This window comes from Streptomyces sp. NBC_00158 (assembly GCF_045160885.1).
Taxonomy (GTDB): Bacteria; Actinomycetota; Actinomycetes; order Streptomycetales; family Streptomycetaceae; genus Streptomyces.
The window spans coordinates 2,864,457-2,879,001 of sequence record NZ_CP108161.1; the positions used below are offsets into that span (position 1 = coordinate 2,864,457).

Here is a 14,545-nt window from a genome sequence, read left to right on the forward strand (position 1 = left end):
GACGGCCCCCCATGCCCGCAGATCTCGCCGTCATCGGACTCGGCCACCTCGGCCTCCCCCTCGCCCAGGCGGCCGTAGCCGCCGGAATCGAGACCGTCGGCTACGACAGCGGCCCCGCCACGGACAGCACCCTCACCGCCGCCGAGATCCGCCGCATGTCGGCGGCCGGCTTCCGGGTCACCACCAACCCCGCCGAACTCGGCCGGGTCCGCACCGCCGTCATCTGCGCCCCCACCCAGCTCGGCGCAGACCGCGCGCTCGACCTCGGGGCCGTCGGCGAGGCGGGCCGCACCCTCGCCGCCCGGCTGCGCCCGCACACCACCGTGATCCTGGAGTCCGCCGCCCACCCCGGCGTCACCGAGGACTACCTGCGGCCCATCCTCGAGGAGGGCTCCGGCCTGCGGGCCGGCCGGGACTTCCACCTGGCCTACTCCCCCAGCCGCCTCGACCCCGGCAACCGGACCCACACCATCTCCAACACCCCCAAGGTGATCGGCGGCCTCACCCCCGCCTGCACCGAGTCCGCGCAGGCCTTCTACGCCCGCCTCACCGAGAAGGTCGTACGCGCCCGCGGCCTGCGCGAGGCCGAGACCGTGCAGCTCCTGGAGACCAACTACCGGCACGTCAACATCGCCCTGATGAACGAGATGGCCGTCCTCTGCCACGACCTCGGCGTCGACCTGTGGGACGTCATCCGCTGCGCCGAGACCAAGCCCTACGGCTTCCAGGCCTTCCGCCCCGGCCCCGGCGTCGGCGGCCACGGAGTCCCCCTCGACCCCAACTACCTCCCCCACACCACCCGCACCCCCGGCCACCCCCTGCGCATGGTCGGCCTGGCGCAGGAGATCAACAACCGGATGCCGCAGTACGTCATCCAGCGCTGCGCCACCCTGTTGAACGAGCACGGCAAGTCCGCGCGCGGCGCCCGCGTCCTCCTGCTGGGCGTCACCTACAAGCCGGACCTCGCCGACCAGGAGGGCTCCCCGGCCCGGGAGATCGCCAGCCGGCTCCTCGACCTCGGGGCCCTGATCAGCTACCACGACCCGTACATCGCGGGCTGGCGGGTCCGCGACCAGCCCGTGCCGCGCGCCGACTCCCTCTACGAGGCGGCGGCCACCGCCGACCTGACGATCCTGCTCCAGCACCACCGCACGTACGACATGCAGGGCTTGGCCGTGAAGGCCCAGCTCCTCCTCGACACCCGCGGCGCCAGCCCGGCCGGCGCGGCCCACCGCCTCTGACTCCGACTCCGACCCAGGCCCAGGCCCAGGCCCAGGCCCCGGCCCCGGCCCCGGCCCAGATCACAGCCGGATCCCATTCCGATCACCCGACCGAAATCCCCAGGTGGAAATCGACCGCCCCCTGTTAGCCTGCGGCGTCACTTATCCCGCACTTACGCCCTCCGGGCCCCGTGCGCCGAATCCCTGGGGGGGATTTCCCAATGAGCCAGAACTTCCAGCCGCCCGCACCCGCGTCCTACACCGAGGCCCCGGCGCCGGCCCCGGCCCGCCGCGGCAACGTGGGCCTCGCCGTCGCGGCCGCCGTCGTGGCGGCGCTGGCCTCGGCGGCCGCGTACGGCGGCATCATGAACGCCATCGACCGCGAGATCGGCTACGCGGCCGCGGGCGTGGGCCTGCTCGTGGGCCTGGCCGCGGGCAAGCTCGGCGGCCGCAACCCGGTCCTGCCCGTGGTCTCCGCCCTGCTCTCGCTCGGCGCCGTCTACCTCGGGCAGCTCTTCTTCATCGCGCTCGCGATGGCCAAGGTCGGCGACATGGGCGTGCTCGACGTCCTCGACAAGATCGGCGTGTCCGGTCTGAACACCGTCTGGAAGGACGGCATGGACTTCATGACCCTCGTCTTCCTCGGCCTCGCCGCGTTCGTCTCCTTCGGCGCGGCCAAGAAGGCGAGCGACTGAGCGGGCACCCCGCACGCGCCGGAGGGCCGGCACCCCGTGCGGGGTGCCGGCCCTCCGGCGTACCTACCGGGACGGGTCAGCGGCTGTGCTGCGAGTCCGCGATCGTGACCTCGACGCGCTGGAACTCCTTGAGCTCGCTGTAGCCGGTGGTGGCCATCGAGCGGCGGAGCGCGCCGAAGAAGTTCATCGAGCCGTCCGGGGTGTGCGACGGGCCCGTGAGGATCTCCTCGGTGGTGCCGACGGTGCCGAGGTCCACCTTCTTGCCGCGCGGCACGTCCTCGTGGACGGCCTCCATGCCCCAGTGGTTGCCCTTGCCCGGGGCGTCGGTGGCGCGGGCCAGCGGGGAGCCCATCATCACGGCGTCGGCGCCGCAGGCCACGGCCTTCGGGATGTCGCCGGACCAGCCCACGCCGCCGTCGGCGATGACGTGGACGTAACGGCCGCCGGACTCGTCCATGTAGTCGCGGCGGGCCGCGGCCACGTCGGCGACGGCGGTCGCCATCGGGACCTGGATGCCGAGCACGTTGCGCGTGGTGTGCGCCGCGCCGCCGCCGAAGCCGACGAGGACGCCCGCGGCGCCGGTGCGCATCAGGTGCAGGGCCGCCGTGTAGGTGGCGCAGCCGCCGACGATGACCGGGACGTCGAGCTCGTAGATGAACTGCTTGAGGTTCAGCGGCTCGGCGGCGCCGGAGACGTGCTCGGCCGAGACGGTGGTGCCGCGGATCACGAAGATGTCCACGCCCGCGTCGACGACGGCCTTGGAGAACTGCGCGGTGCGCTGCGGGGAGAGCGCGGCGGCGGTCACGACGCCCGAGTCGCGCACCTCCTTGATCCGCTGGCCGATCAGGTCGGCCTGGATCGGCGCGGCGTAGATCTCCTGGAGACGGCGGGTGGCCGTCGCCTCGTCCAGCTCCGCGATCTCGTCGAGCAGCGGCTGCGGGTCCTCGTAGCGGGTCCACAGGCCTTCGAGGTTCAGCACGCCGAGGCCGCCGAGCTCGCCGATGCGGATCGCGGTCTGCGGGGAGACCACCGAGTCCATGGGGGCGGCCAGGAAGGGGAGCTCGAAGCGGTACGCGTCGATCTGCCAGGCGATCGAGACCTCCTTCGGGTCCCGCGTACGCCGGCTGGGGACGATGGCGATGTCGTCGAAGGCGTACGCCCGGCGGCCGCGCTTGCCGCGCCCGATCTCGATCTCAGTCACGTGTGGTGGCCTTTCCTCAGGGTCTGCCCGTCCAGTATCCCCGAACGGCGGGGGGCCGCGTTCCGGTGACCGCTGTACGGACGACCCCGGGCACGCCCGAGGGGGCGGGCCCGGCCGGGCCCGCCCCCTCGGGCGGTCTTCGCGCTCAGCGCTTGCGGCTGTAGTTCGGTGCTTCCACCGTCATCTGGATGTCGTGCGGGTGGCTCTCCTTGAGGCCCGCCGAGGTGATCCGGACGAAGCGGCCCCGGTCCTGGAGCTCGGGGACGGTGCGGCCGCCGACGTAGAACATCGACTGGCGCAGGCCGCCGACCAGCTGGTGGACGACCGCGGACAGCGGGCCGCGGTAGGGCACCTGGCCCTCGATGCCCTCGGGGATGAGCTTGTCGTCGCCGCCCACGCCCTCCTGGAAGTAGCGGTCCTTGGAGAAGGACTTGCGGTCGCCGCGGGACTGCATCGCGCCGAGCGAGCCCATGCCGCGGTACGACTTGAACTGCTTGCCGTTGATGAAGAGCAGCTCGCCCGGGGACTCCTCGCAGCCCGCGAGCAGCGAGCCGAGCATCACCGTGTCGGCGCCCGCGACGAGGGCCTTGGCGATGTCGCCGGAGTACTGGAGGCCGCCGTCGCCGATGACGGGGACGCCCGCGGCCTTGGCGGCGAGGGAGGCCTCGTAGATGGCGGTGACCTGCGGGACGCCGATGCCGGCGACGACGCGGGTGGTGCAGATGGAGCCGGGGCCGACGCCGACCTTGATGCCGTCGACGCCCGAGTCGATCAGGGCCTGGGCGCCGTCGCGGGTGGCGACGTTGCCGCCGATGACGTCGACGGAGGAGTTCGACTTGATCTTGGCGACCATGTCGCCGACCAGGCGGGAGTGGCCGTGGGCGGTGTCGACGACGATGAAGTCGGCGCCCACCTCGATCAGGGCCTGGGCGCGCTCGTACGCGTCCCCGGCGACGCCTACGGCGGCGCCGACCAGCAGGCGGCCGTCCTTGTCCTTGGCGGCGTTCGGGTACTTCTCGGCCTTGACGAAGTCCTTGACCGTGATGAGGCCCTTGAGGATGCCCGCGTCGTCGACCAGCGGAAGCTTCTCGATCTTGTGGCGGCGCAGCAGCTCCATGGCGTCCACGCCGGAGATGCCGACCTTGCCGGTGACCAGCGGCATCGGGGTCATGACCTCGCGCACCTGGCGGCTGCGGTCCGACTCGAAGGCCATGTCGCGGTTGGTGACGATGCCGAGGAGCTTGCCGGCGGGGTCGGTGACCGGGACGCCGGAGATGCGGAACTTGGCGCAGAGCTCGTCGGCCTCGCGAAGCGTCGCGTCCGGGTGCACCGTGATCGGGTCGGTGACCATGCCGGACTCGGAGCGCTTGACCAGGTCGACCTGGTTGGCCTGGTCGGCGATGGAAAGGTTGCGGTGCAGAACGCCGACGCCGCCCTGACGGGCCATGGCGATGGCCATGCGGGACTCGGTGACCTTGTCCATGGCGGCGGACAGCAGCGGAACGTTCACCCGGACGTTGCGCGAGATGAGCGAGGAGGTGTCGATCTCGTCCGGAGCCATGTCCGACGCGCCCGGCAGCAGCAGCACGTCGTCGTAGGTCAGTCCGAGCGAGGCGAATTTGTCGGGTACTCCGTCGGCGGTCATGACACCTTCCAAATGGTCTTGCTCAGCGCGGATGTCCATGCTAACGGGATCCCGGAGCGTCTCATTCCACGACGAAGGTCAACCACGATTTTCGTTGTTTCCTACGACAGAAAACGGCACGAAAGGGGATCTTCGCCTCCGGCGCAGGTCACTGCTCGGCGAGCGCGCGGAGCCTGCTGAGGGCCCGGTGCTGGGCGACGCGCACAGCTCCCGGGGACATGCCGAGCATCTGCCCGGTCTCCTCCGCGGTCAGCCCGACGGCCACCCGCAGGACGAGCAGCTCGCGCTGGTTCTCCGGCAGGTTCGCGAGGAGCTTCTTGGCCCAGGCCGCGTCGCTGCTGAGCAGCGCCCGCTCCTCGGGGCCGAGCGAGTCGTCCGGCCGCTCCGGCATCTCGTCGGAGGGCACGGCCGTGCTCCCCGGGTGCCGCATGGCGGCCCGCTGGAGGTCGGCGACCTTGTGCGCGGCGATGGCGAAGACGAAGGCCTCGAAGGGCCGGCCGGTGTCCCGGTAGCGGGGCAGCGCCATCAGTACGGCGACGCAGACCTCCTGCGCGAGGTCCTCCACGAAGTGACGCGCGTCACCCGGGAGCCGCGACAGCCGGGTGCGGCAGTAGCGCAGGGCGAGGGGGTGCACGAAGGCCAGGAGATCGTGCGTGGCCTGCTCGTCCCCCTCGACGGCACGGCGTACGAGCGCGCTGACGGCCCCGGCGTTGCCGCCTTTGGCGGCGCCGGTGGGGCCTGTGGCCGCGGGTGACCCCAGGGCCTCGTCGTCGCGCATCAATCCATGGTGCCTTGGCGCGGGAGCGTTCGCGGCACCGCGGTCCGTGTTGTGCATCGAAGCGTTATGAGCGGGTGCGCCGGAACCCATCATCTGCGCCCTCCCCTCCGCTCGGCCCGAATCGTCGCCCCGCGGGACTCGATCTCTCCAAGAATGCGGCACACCATCAAGCATGCGGCATCGCGCCCGAAGCGACACGTCCCCCGGATTGTGCCCCGCCAATCCCCGGTGTGACACCGGTTGCGGCGGGACTTCCACGGCTTCCGTGACTTCCGGGGCTCCGGCCGCTCCCGGGGCCCGCGCCCCGGCGGCGCCGGCGGACACCTGCCGCCCCGTCCGCCTCGGCGGACGGGACCGCGGCCGCCGCCGGCCGCCGGTGTGGACGTCAGCGGACGAGACCCCAGCGGAAGCCGAGCGCCACGGCGTGCGCCCGGTCCGAGGCACCGAGCTTCTTGAACAGCCTGCGGGCGTGCGTCTTGACCGTGTCCTCGGAGAGGAAGAGCTCGCGCCCGATCTCCGCGTTGGACCGGCCGTGGCTCATGCCCTCCAGCACCTGGATCTCGCGCGCGGTCAGGGTGGGGGCGGCCCCCATCTCGGCCGAGCGGAGCCGGCGCGGGGCCAGTCGCCAGGTGGGGTCGGCGAGCGCCTGGGTGACCGTGGCCCGCAGCTCGGCGCGCGAGGCGTCCTTGTGCAGGTAGCCGCGGGCGCCGGCGGCGACCGCGAGGGCCACCCCGTCCAGGTCCTCGGCGACCGTCAGCATGATGATGCGGGCACCCGGGTCGGCGGACAGGAGCCGGCGGACCGTCTCGACACCGCCCAGGCCGGGCATCCGTACATCCATCAGAATCAGGTCGGAGCGGTCGGCACCCCAGCGGCGGAGGACTTCCTCGCCGTTGGCGGCCGTCGTCACACGCTCGACGCCGGGCACGGTGGCAACCGCGCGACGGAGCGCCTCTCGGGCAAGCGGGGAGTCGTCGCAGACGAGGACGGAAGTCATGACCGCCCTCCGCAGCTGCTGATGCGCGTCACCTTGAGCCTCCAGGCTGGTACGTATCGTCACCTGTGCGGTCGATGCCCTCGGACACCTGTCCGGGAACCTCTCGTTTCAACCGCACTCGCTCTCTCAACGATGGTCACTCGAAAGAGTTACGGGTCGGACGGACACCTTCGGCACTCTACGTGAGGAAGCGATCACCACGCCGGAGCCACGAGCCAACTGCCCTCCATCTGGAGCTATGCCCTATTTGGCGGCTTTCCTTCCGTTTGCCATGTGTCTGAGGCTAGGGTCCCAATGAGTCATATTTACATCTACTACGACAGTAGGTGTGGAGACATGGACCGTATCCGCGTAGTACCCGGCACCAAGAGGACTACCAATGGCAGATTTCTCCCGCCTCCCCGGACCGAACGCCGATCTCTGGGACTGGCAGCTGCTGGCCGCCTGCCGTGGGGTCGACAGCTCCCTCTTCTTCCACCCGGAAGGCGAGCGGGGTGCGGCCAGGAGTGCGCGCGAGGCCTCGGCTAAAGAGGTCTGCATGCGCTGCCCGGTGCGTTCGGAATGCGCCGCGCACGCACTCGCCGTCCGAGAGCCCTACGGGGTGTGGGGAGGGCTCACCGAGGACGAACGCGAGGAACTGATGGGCCGGGCACGGCACCGGCTGATCCCCGCCTCCAGCACGATCGGCCCCGTCCCGCCGCACTGACGGCCAGAAGGAACGTACGCCCCCCGTACGGTCAGCGGGCGGCGGCCCGGACCAGCTCGCCCAGGGTCGCCGCCACCGCCGGTACGCGCGCCAGGTCCGGCAGGGTCAGCGCCACGACCTCCCGCTCCACCACCGGCTCCACCGCCAGGGTGCTCACGCCCTTCGCGCGCACGGACTCCACCGCCAGCTCCGGCAGCACCGCCACCCCCAGCCCCGCCCCGACCAGCCCGACCACGGCGGGGTAGTCGTCGGTGGCGAAGTCGATCCGCGGGGTGAAGCCCGCGCCCTCGCACACCTCCACCAGATGGCGGCGGCAGCGCGGACAGCCCGCGATCCACGGCTCCTCGGCCAGCTCGGCCATCTCCACCCGCCCGGCGCCGGCCAGCCGGTGCCCCTCGGGCACCAGCCCGACGAGCCGGTCGGTCAGCAGCGGGGTGACCACCAGGTCCTCCCACTCGGCCACGGTCGACGCCCCGGCGTACCGGAAGGCCAGCGCCACGTCGCAGTCGCCCTCGCGCAGCATCTCCACCGACCGCGGCGGCTCCGCCTCCACCAGGGAGATACGGGTGCCCGGGTGCTCGGCGCGCATCGCCGCGAGCGCGGTGGGCACCAACGTGGAACTGCCGCTCGGGAAGGAGACGAGCCGCACCCGGCCCGCCCTCAGCCCCGCGATGGCCGCGACCTCCTCCTCGGCGGCCGTCAGCCCGGCCAGGATCCCGGCGGCGTGCCGCACCAGGGCCTCGCCGGCCTGGGTCAGCCGCATCTCGCGGCCGGCGCGCACCAGCAGCGGGGTCCCGGCCGACTGCTCCAGGGCCTTCATCTGCTGGGAGACGGCGGGCTGGGTGCAGCCGAGCTCGCGGGCTGCGGCGGAGAAGGATCCGGTCCCGGCGACAGCGCGCAGGATCCGGAGGTGGCGTGCCTCGATCACCCTTCGAGCATAAGGCCGACTTTGACCCCGACGCCAATCCCCCAGCCGCCACTTTGGGAAGAGGGCCGGGGGAACGCGGGATCGCACGCACGTGCCCGCGGAGGTACGCGAGTCGGCACGGTGCGGCTATTTTGCGCACATGACGACTGCGCTGATCACTGGATCCACGGCGGGCATCGGCGCCGCCTTCGCCCGGCGGCTCGCCTCCCAGGGCCACAACCTCGTACTGGTGGCCCGCGACACCGAGCGGCTGGCCGAACAGGCCACCGAGCTGCACGACCGGCACGGCATCGAGGCCGAGGTGCTGGCAGCCGACCTCTCCACCGAGGAGGGCATCAAGGCCGTCGAGACCCGCCTCGGCGACCGTACGCACCCGGTGGACCTGCTCGTCAACAACGCGGGGTTCGGCAACAGGGGCCGCTACCTGGAAGTCTCCATGGCCGACGAGCTGACCATGCTCAAGGTGCACATCGAAGCGGTGCTGCGGCTGACCTCGGCCGCCACGGAGTCGATGCGCTCGCGCGGCCGCGGCGGGGTGGTCAACGTGGCCTCGGTCGCCGCCTTCGTGCCGCGCGGCACCTACGGCGCCAGCAAGGCCTGGGTCGTGCAGTTCACCCAGGGCGCGGCGCGGGACCTCGGCGGGTCCGGGGTCCGCCTGATGGCCCTGTGCCCCGGATTCGTGCGGACCGAGTTCCACCAGCGGGCCGGCATGGGCACGGACAACATCCCGAACTGGCTGTGGCTCGACGCGGACAAGCTGGTCGCGGCCGCCCTGGCCGACCTGGCGCGCGGCAAGACCGTCTCGATCCCGGACCCGCGCTACAAGGCGCTGATGGGCGTGGTGAAGCTGACGCCGCGCGGGCTGCTCGGTGGCGTGTCCTCCCGTACGGGGCGCAAGTACGGGCCCCAGTAACCCTTCGGCATACCAGGCTGAACGGGTGAATTCTCCCTAAACTGGACACGTTCCATCCAGCACGGGAGCCCACCATGACATTCGTACAACTGGTTGATTACAGGACCCACCAGCCCGAGGCGATGAACGACCTGCTGGACAAGTACGTCGCCCAGAGCCAGGGCAAGCGCACGGTCACCCACAGCGTCGTGGGCAAGGACCGCGACCAGACGGACCACTACGTGAACTTCGTCGAGTTCCCTTCGTACGAGGAGGCCATGAAGAACTCCAACCTCCCCGAGACGGACCGAATGTTCCACGAGATGATGGCCTTGTGCGACGGCATGCCGACGTTCACCAACCTCGACACCGTCCGCGACGAGCACCTCAACACCCTGATGGTGAACCGGATGTACGACGACATCGCGATGAAGGGCGACATGTCCGTCATCGAGGAGATCTTCGCCCCGGACTACCACGACCACGACATCTCCAACCCCGAGGACAAGCACGGCTACGCCGCGATCAGCGAGGACGTCGAGATGTGGCGCGCCGCCTTCGACTTCTCGTTCACCCGTGACGCCCAGATGGCGCAGGACGACTACGTCACCACGCTGTGGACCTGGACCGGCACGCACAAGGGCGAGTTCATGGGCGTCGCCCCCACCGGCAAGACCTGCACGATGACGGGCACCACGGTCTTCCGATGTCAGGACGGCATGATCAAGGAAGGCTGGTGGCACTACGACGCCATGGCGCTGATGCGGCAGCTGGGCATGATGAGCTGACGTCCGCGACCCCTCGTCGGGCGGCCCCTCGTCGAGCGACGCTTCGTCGAGCGGCCCCGGAGAACGGGAAGGCCCCCGCCCCGCCGTGTGAACGGCGGGCCGGGGGCCTTCTCGTCGAAGCGCGCGGACGCGTCAGTGGCTGTGGCCGTGACCGTGGCCGTGACCGGCGTCGGCCTCTTCCTCGGCCGGCTTCTCGACGACCAGGGTCTCGGTCGTGAGCAGCAGGGAGGCGATGGAGGCGGCGTTCTCCAGGGCGGAGCGGGTGACCTTGACCGGGTCGATGACGCCGGCCTTGACCAGGTCGCCGTACTCGCCGGTGGCGGCGTTGAAGCCCTGGCCCTTGTCGAGCTCGGCGACCTTCGAGGTGATGACGTAGCCCTCGAGGCCTGCGTTCTCGGCGATCCAGCGCAGCGGCTCGACGGCGGCGCGGCGGACCACGGAGACGCCCGTGCCCTCGTCGCCGGTCAGGCCGAGGTTGCCCTCCAGGACCTTCACGGCGTGGACGAGCGCGGAGCCACCGCCGGAGACGATGCCCTCCTCGACCGCGGCGCGGGTGGCGGAGATGGCGTCCTCAAGGCGGTGCTTCTTCTCCTTGAGCTCCACCTCGGTGGCGGCGCCGACCTTGATGACGCAGACGCCGCCGGCGAGCTTCGCCAGGCGCTCCTGCAGCTTCTCGCGGTCCCAGTCGGAGTCCGTGGACTCGATCTCGGCCTTGATCTGGTTGACGCGACCGGCGACTTCCTCGTGGCTGCCGCCACCGTCGACGATGGTCGTGTCGTCCTTGGAGATGGTCACGCGGCGCGCGGAACCGAGGACGTCCAGACCGGCCTGGTCGAGCTTGAGGCCGACCTCTTCGGCGATGACGGTGGCACCGGTGAGGGTGGCCATGTCCTGGAGCATCGCCTTGCGGCGGTCACCGAAGCCGGGGGCCTTGACGGCCACCGCGTTGAAGGTGCCGCGGATCTTGTTGACGACGAGGGTGGAGAGCGCCTCGCCCTCGACGTCCTCGGCGATGATCAGCAGCGGCTTGGAGCCACCCGCCTGGATGACCTTCTCCAGCAGCGGCAGGAGGTCCTGGATCGAGGAGATCTTGCCCTGGTTGATCAGGATGTACGGGTCGTCGAGGACGGCCTCCATACGCTCCTGGTCGGTGACCATGTACGGGGACAGGTAGCCCTTGTCGAAGGCCATGCCCTCGGTGAACTCGAGCTCCAGGCCGAAGGCGTTGGACTCCTCGACGGTGATGACACCGTCCTTGCCGACCTTGTCCATCGCCTCGGCGATGAGCTCGCCGACCTGCGAGTCCTGCGCGGAGAGCGCGGCCACGGCGGCGATGTCGGACTTGTCCTCGATCGGGCGGGCGGTCGCGAGGAGCTCCTCGGACACGGCCTTGACCGCGGCGTCGATGCCCTTCTTCAGGGCGGCCGGGGAGGCGCCGGCGGCGACGTTGCGCAGACCCTCGCGGACGAGCGCCTGGGCCAGCACGGTGGCGGTGGTGGTGCCGTCACCCGCGATGTCGTTGGTCTTGGTCGCCACCTCCTTCACCAGCTGCGCGCCGAGGTTCTCGTACGGGTCGTCCAGCTCGACCTCGCGGGCGATGGTGACACCGTCGTTGGTGATGGTGGGGGCGCCGAACTTCTTGTCGATGACGACGTTGCGGCCCTTGGGGCCGATCGTCACCTTGACCGTGTCGGCAAGCTTGTTGACGCCGCGCTCGAGGGCGCGACGGGCATCCTCGTCAAACTTAAGAATCTTCGGCATGGGAGCGGTTCAGCCCTCTCGTTGCGATCCCCGGCCGCTCACCGCGACCGCCTCTAGCTGGAACGAACTACGCCCCTCGCCGCCCGGCATCAGCAGGGGTGACCAGGGGCGTAGCTCAGGCAAAACTGGAGAAGCGAATTACTTCTCGACGATCGCGAGCACGTCGCGCGCCGAGAGGACGAGGTACTCCTCGCCGCTGTACTTCACTTCGGTGCCGCCGTACTTGCTGTACAGCACGATGTCGCCGACGCTGACGTCCAGCGGGAGACGCTGGCCGTCCTCGAAGCGGCCCGGGCCGACCGCGAGGACGACGCCCTCCTGGGGCTTCTCCTTCGCGGTGTCCGGGATGACCAGGCCAGAGGCCGTGGTCTGCTCGGCATCGAGCGGCTGGACCACGATGCGGTCCTCAAGCGGCTTGATGGCAACCTTGGAGCTGGTGGTCGTCACGATCCGACCTCCCCCTTCGGAGATCCGGGGTTAACTGTCTGAGGTGGCGACCAGGTCGATCCGTCGTCGCGGGTGCCGGACCAGCCTGTCGCTGTGTTGGCACTCACCGGGGGCGAGTGCCAGGTGCGACACTATTCCGGCGATTAGCACTCGGTCAAGCGGAGTGCCAACACGGTCCGCTGGTTCCACGTATTCCGGCCGCTGAACCCCCCGTTCAGCTGAACCCCGACCCGTCGGGAACCGGACCGCCGCGCCCGGGGGCCCGGGGAGCCGCTGCCCGGTATGTGAGGCTTGGGGCGTGCGCATCCTCGTGGTCGAAGACGAAGAGAACCTGGCCGAATCCCTCCGCCAGGGCCTGTCCGCCGAGGGCCACCGCGTCGAGGTCGCCCACGACGGCCACCGCGGCCTCGATCTGGCCCTCACCGGCGGCCCGTACGACGTCGTCCTCCTCGACCTGATGCTCCCCGGCCCCGGCGGCGCCGAGATATGCGCGCGGATGCGGGCCCACGGCGACCGGACCCCCGTCCTGGTGCTCACCGCCCGGGACGGCGAACACGACGAGGCCGAGGGCCTCGACGCCGGCGCCGACGACTACCTCACCAAGCCCTTCTCCTTCCTGGTGCTCGCCGCCCGGCTGCGCGCCCTCGCCCGCCGCGCCGCCGCCCCCGAACCCGCCGTGCTCCGCGCCGGGGACCTCTTCCTCGACCCGCTGGACCGCCGGTGCCGCCGCGGCGCCCGGGACATCGAGCTCACCGCCCGGGAGATGGGCGTCCTCGCCTGCCTGATGCGCCGACCCGGCCGGGCCGTCGCCAAACAGGACGTCCTCGACGAGGTCTGGGACGCCCCGCACGGCATCGACCCGAACATCGTCGAGGTCTACGTCTCCTCCCTGCGCAAGAAGATCGACGCCCCCTTCGGCCGCCGCTCCATCCTCACCGTCCACGGCACCGGCTACCGCATGGCGCCCGACGGTGGGTAGGGCGCCGGGGACGGACGGCGGGAGCCCCGACGGCCGGAGCCCGGACGACGGGAGCCCCGACGGCCGGAGCCCGGACGACGGGAGCACTGACGGCGGGAGCCCGCGCGGCCGCGGCCGCCTCGTCGGCAACCTGCGCGCCCGGACCGCCCTCGCCGCCGCCTTCGCGATGGCCGCGGTCCTCAGCGCCGGCGGGCTGTGGCTCTACAGCCTCATGCGCACCAACCTCCTAGACAACACCACCGGCCGCACCGAACTCGCCGCACGCAAGGTCGCCGCCCAGCTCGACACCCGGACCCTCCCGCCCGGCGGCCGGCTGCCCGCACCCGACGGCGGCGTCGACCTGGTCCTCGTACGCGACGCCCGCGGACGCGACGTCGCCAGCACCGCCGCCGGAGCCCCCAAGGACCCCCCGCGCCTCGACGGGCTGCGGCCCGGCCCCGGCCAGGACTCCCGCTCGGCCGTACTCCCGCCCGCGCACCCCGGCGCGCAGCGGCGCCTGGTCGTCGCGGTCGAGGCCCCCGGCCCGCCGGACGCGCGCGATCCGCACACCGTGTACGCGGTCACCGTGCTCGGCGACGTCGACGACGCCACCCGCGCCGTCGCCACCGGCTTCCTCGCCGGCGCTCCCCCGCTCACCGCCTTCGCTGCGGCCCTGGCCTGGTGGGCCACCGGCCGCGCGCTGCGCCCCGTCACCGCGATCCGCACCGGGCTCGCCGCGGTCACCGCGAGCGAGCTGGACCGGCGCGTCCCCGACCCCGGCGGCGGCGACGAGATCGCCCAGCTGGCCCGGACCGTCAACGACACCCTCGACCGGCTGGAGCGCTCCGACGCCCGGCAGCGCCAGTTCACCGCCGACGCCTCGCACGAGCTGCGCAACCCGCTCGCCGCCGTCCGGTCCCGGCTGGAGGTGGCCCTCGCCATGGAACGGCCCGACCGGGCGTCGGTCGCCGCCGCGCTGGCCGACACCGAGCGGCTCCAGCGCATCGCCGCCGACCTGCTGCTCCTGGCCCGCCTCGACGGCGGACCCGCGCCCCGCCCCGAGCCGGTGGACCTCGCGCTGCTGGCCGCCGAGGACGCGGCGCGGCGGCCCGCGCCCCGGGTGCCGCTGCGGCTGGAGGCGCCCGCGCCGGTTCCGGCGTACGGGGACCCGGCGCGGCTGGAGCGGGCCCTGGCCAACCTGGTGGACAACGCCCTGCGGTACGCGGACACCGGGGTCGTGGTGCGGGCGGCCGCGCGGGACGGGCGGGCGGTGCTGGAAGTGGCCGACGACGGCCCGGGGATCCCGGGGGCGGACCGCGACCGGGTCTTCGAGCGGTTCGTACGCCTCGACGCGGACCGGGGCCGGGCCAGCGGCGGGACCGGGCTGGGCCTGGCCATCGCCCGGGAGATCGCGCGCTCGCACGGGGGCGACGTACGCGCCCTGGCCGCGCCTGGCGGGGGCGCCCTGCTGGAGCTGCGGCTCCCGGCGGGGCGGGACGGCGGCTGACGGGGCCTTCGGGCTCGGGATC

At 71.9% G+C, this 14,545-nt stretch carries 14 protein-coding genes; 7 read left to right on the forward strand and 7 right to left on the reverse strand.

The window, feature by feature from the left end; all coding sequences use genetic code 11:
* Window positions 1–11 precede the first annotated feature (11 nt).
* Both OG553_RS12920 and OG553_RS12925 read left to right on the forward strand, forming a co-directional pair.
* Window positions 12–1,241, forward strand: coding sequence for a nucleotide sugar dehydrogenase (locus OG553_RS12920; protein ID WP_405979139.1), 1,230 nt, complete (start codon window positions 12–14; stop codon window positions 1,239–1,241).
* A gap of 200 nt (window positions 1,242–1,441) precedes the next feature.
* On the forward strand, window positions 1,442–1,915 hold the full coding sequence (locus OG553_RS12925; protein WP_405979140.1) for a hypothetical protein: 474 nt from the start codon (window positions 1,442–1,444) through the stop codon (window positions 1,913–1,915).
* A gap of 76 nt (window positions 1,916–1,991) precedes the next feature.
* Here the strand turns inward: OG553_RS12925 and OG553_RS12930 are convergent, their stop codons facing one another.
* The 4 genes from OG553_RS12930 to OG553_RS12945 form a co-directional block, all read right to left on the reverse strand.
* On the reverse strand, window positions 1,992–3,116 hold the full coding sequence (locus OG553_RS12930) for a GuaB3 family IMP dehydrogenase-related protein (RefSeq protein ID WP_405979141.1): 1,125 nt from the start codon (window positions 3,114–3,116) through the stop codon (window positions 1,992–1,994).
* Window positions 3,117–3,261: 145 nt separating this feature from the next.
* Window positions 3,262–4,761 carry an IMP dehydrogenase gene (gene guaB / locus OG553_RS12935; protein ID WP_405979142.1) on the reverse strand — a complete coding sequence of 500 codons (1,500 nt, stop codon included), beginning with the start codon at window positions 4,759–4,761 and terminating at the stop codon, window positions 3,262–3,264.
* Between the two features lie 148 nt (window positions 4,762–4,909).
* Window positions 4,910–5,539 carry a sigma-70 family RNA polymerase sigma factor gene (locus OG553_RS12940; RefSeq protein ID WP_405979143.1) on the reverse strand — a complete coding sequence of 210 codons (630 nt, stop codon included), beginning with the start codon at window positions 5,537–5,539 and terminating at the stop codon, window positions 4,910–4,912.
* Between the two features lie 385 nt (window positions 5,540–5,924).
* Window positions 5,925–6,536: a response regulator transcription factor gene (locus tag OG553_RS12945; RefSeq protein ID WP_003948568.1), complete on the reverse strand. Its 612-nt coding sequence runs from the start codon at window positions 6,534–6,536 to the stop codon at window positions 5,925–5,927.
* Between the two features lie 379 nt (window positions 6,537–6,915).
* On the opposite strand from OG553_RS12945, the gene OG553_RS12950 reads away from it, so the two are divergent.
* Complete coding sequence (locus tag OG553_RS12950; protein ID WP_030298281.1) at window positions 6,916–7,242, forward strand: WhiB family transcriptional regulator; 327 nt, start codon at window positions 6,916–6,918, stop codon at window positions 7,240–7,242.
* A gap of 31 nt (window positions 7,243–7,273) precedes the next feature.
* On the opposite strand, the gene OG553_RS12955 is transcribed toward OG553_RS12950, so the two are convergent.
* On the reverse strand, window positions 7,274–8,170 hold the full coding sequence (locus OG553_RS12955) for a LysR family transcriptional regulator (RefSeq protein ID WP_405979144.1): 897 nt from the start codon (window positions 8,168–8,170) through the stop codon (window positions 7,274–7,276).
* 139 nt (window positions 8,171–8,309) lie between these two features.
* On the opposite strand from OG553_RS12955, the gene OG553_RS12960 reads away from it, so the two are divergent.
* Entirely contained in the window at window positions 8,310–9,083 is a 774-nt protein-coding gene (locus OG553_RS12960) for an SDR family NAD(P)-dependent oxidoreductase (RefSeq protein WP_405979145.1), read from the forward strand.
* A 74-nt stretch (window positions 9,084–9,157) separates the two neighbouring features.
* Complete coding sequence (locus OG553_RS12965; protein ID WP_405979146.1) at window positions 9,158–9,850, forward strand: ester cyclase; 693 nt, start codon at window positions 9,158–9,160, stop codon at window positions 9,848–9,850.
* A 132-nt stretch (window positions 9,851–9,982) separates the two neighbouring features.
* Here the strand turns inward: OG553_RS12965 and groL are convergent, their stop codons facing one another.
* Both groL and groES read right to left on the reverse strand, forming a co-directional pair.
* The gene (gene groL, locus OG553_RS12970) at window positions 9,983–11,611 is read right to left on the reverse strand and encodes a chaperonin GroEL (RefSeq protein ID WP_405979147.1); all 1,629 of its coding nucleotides are present in this window, start codon (window positions 11,609–11,611) and stop codon (window positions 9,983–9,985) included.
* 138 nt (window positions 11,612–11,749) lie between these two features.
* Complete coding sequence (gene groES, locus OG553_RS12975; RefSeq protein ID WP_053682586.1) at window positions 11,750–12,058, reverse strand: co-chaperone GroES; 309 nt, start codon at window positions 12,056–12,058, stop codon at window positions 11,750–11,752.
* Between the two features lie 298 nt (window positions 12,059–12,356).
* On the opposite strand from groES, the gene OG553_RS12980 reads away from it, so the two are divergent.
* Together OG553_RS12980 and OG553_RS12985 are read left to right on the forward strand one after the other, a co-directional pair.
* Entirely contained in the window at window positions 12,357–13,037 is a 681-nt protein-coding gene (locus OG553_RS12980; protein WP_405979148.1) for a response regulator transcription factor, read from the forward strand.
* Complete coding sequence (locus OG553_RS12985) at window positions 13,030–14,523, forward strand: sensor histidine kinase (RefSeq protein WP_405979149.1); 1,494 nt, start codon at window positions 13,030–13,032, stop codon at window positions 14,521–14,523. The genes OG553_RS12980 and OG553_RS12985 overlap by 8 nt, the downstream gene beginning before the upstream one ends.
* Window positions 14,524–14,545: the final 22 nt, after the last annotated feature.

What these genes read in the sequence shown, in the direction of transcription:
- OG553_RS12925 (WP_405979140.1), top strand. Translation starts at nt 1,442, where the DNA reads ATGAGCCAGAACTTCCAGCCGCCCGCACCCGCGTCCTACACCGAGGCC.
- groL (WP_405979147.1), bottom strand. Translation starts at nt 11,611, where the DNA reads ATGCCGAAGATTCTTAAGTTTGACGAGGATGCCCGTCGCGCCCTCGAG.
- guaB (WP_405979142.1), bottom strand. Translation starts at nt 4,761, where the DNA reads ATGACCGCCGACGGAGTACCCGACAAATTCGCCTCGCTCGGACTGACC.
- OG553_RS12950 (WP_030298281.1), top strand. Translation starts at nt 6,916, where the DNA reads ATGGCAGATTTCTCCCGCCTCCCCGGACCGAACGCCGATCTCTGGGAC.
- OG553_RS12960 (WP_405979145.1), top strand. Translation starts at nt 8,310, where the DNA reads ATGACGACTGCGCTGATCACTGGATCCACGGCGGGCATCGGCGCCGCC.
- OG553_RS12940 (WP_405979143.1), bottom strand. Translation starts at nt 5,539, where the DNA reads ATGCGCGACGACGAGGCCCTGGGGTCACCCGCGGCCACAGGCCCCACC.
- OG553_RS12965 (WP_405979146.1), top strand. Translation starts at nt 9,158, where the DNA reads ATGACATTCGTACAACTGGTTGATTACAGGACCCACCAGCCCGAGGCG.
- OG553_RS12945 (WP_003948568.1), bottom strand. Translation starts at nt 6,536, where the DNA reads ATGACTTCCGTCCTCGTCTGCGACGACTCCCCGCTTGCCCGAGAGGCG.
- OG553_RS12920 (WP_405979139.1), top strand. Translation starts at nt 12, where the DNA reads ATGCCCGCAGATCTCGCCGTCATCGGACTCGGCCACCTCGGCCTCCCC.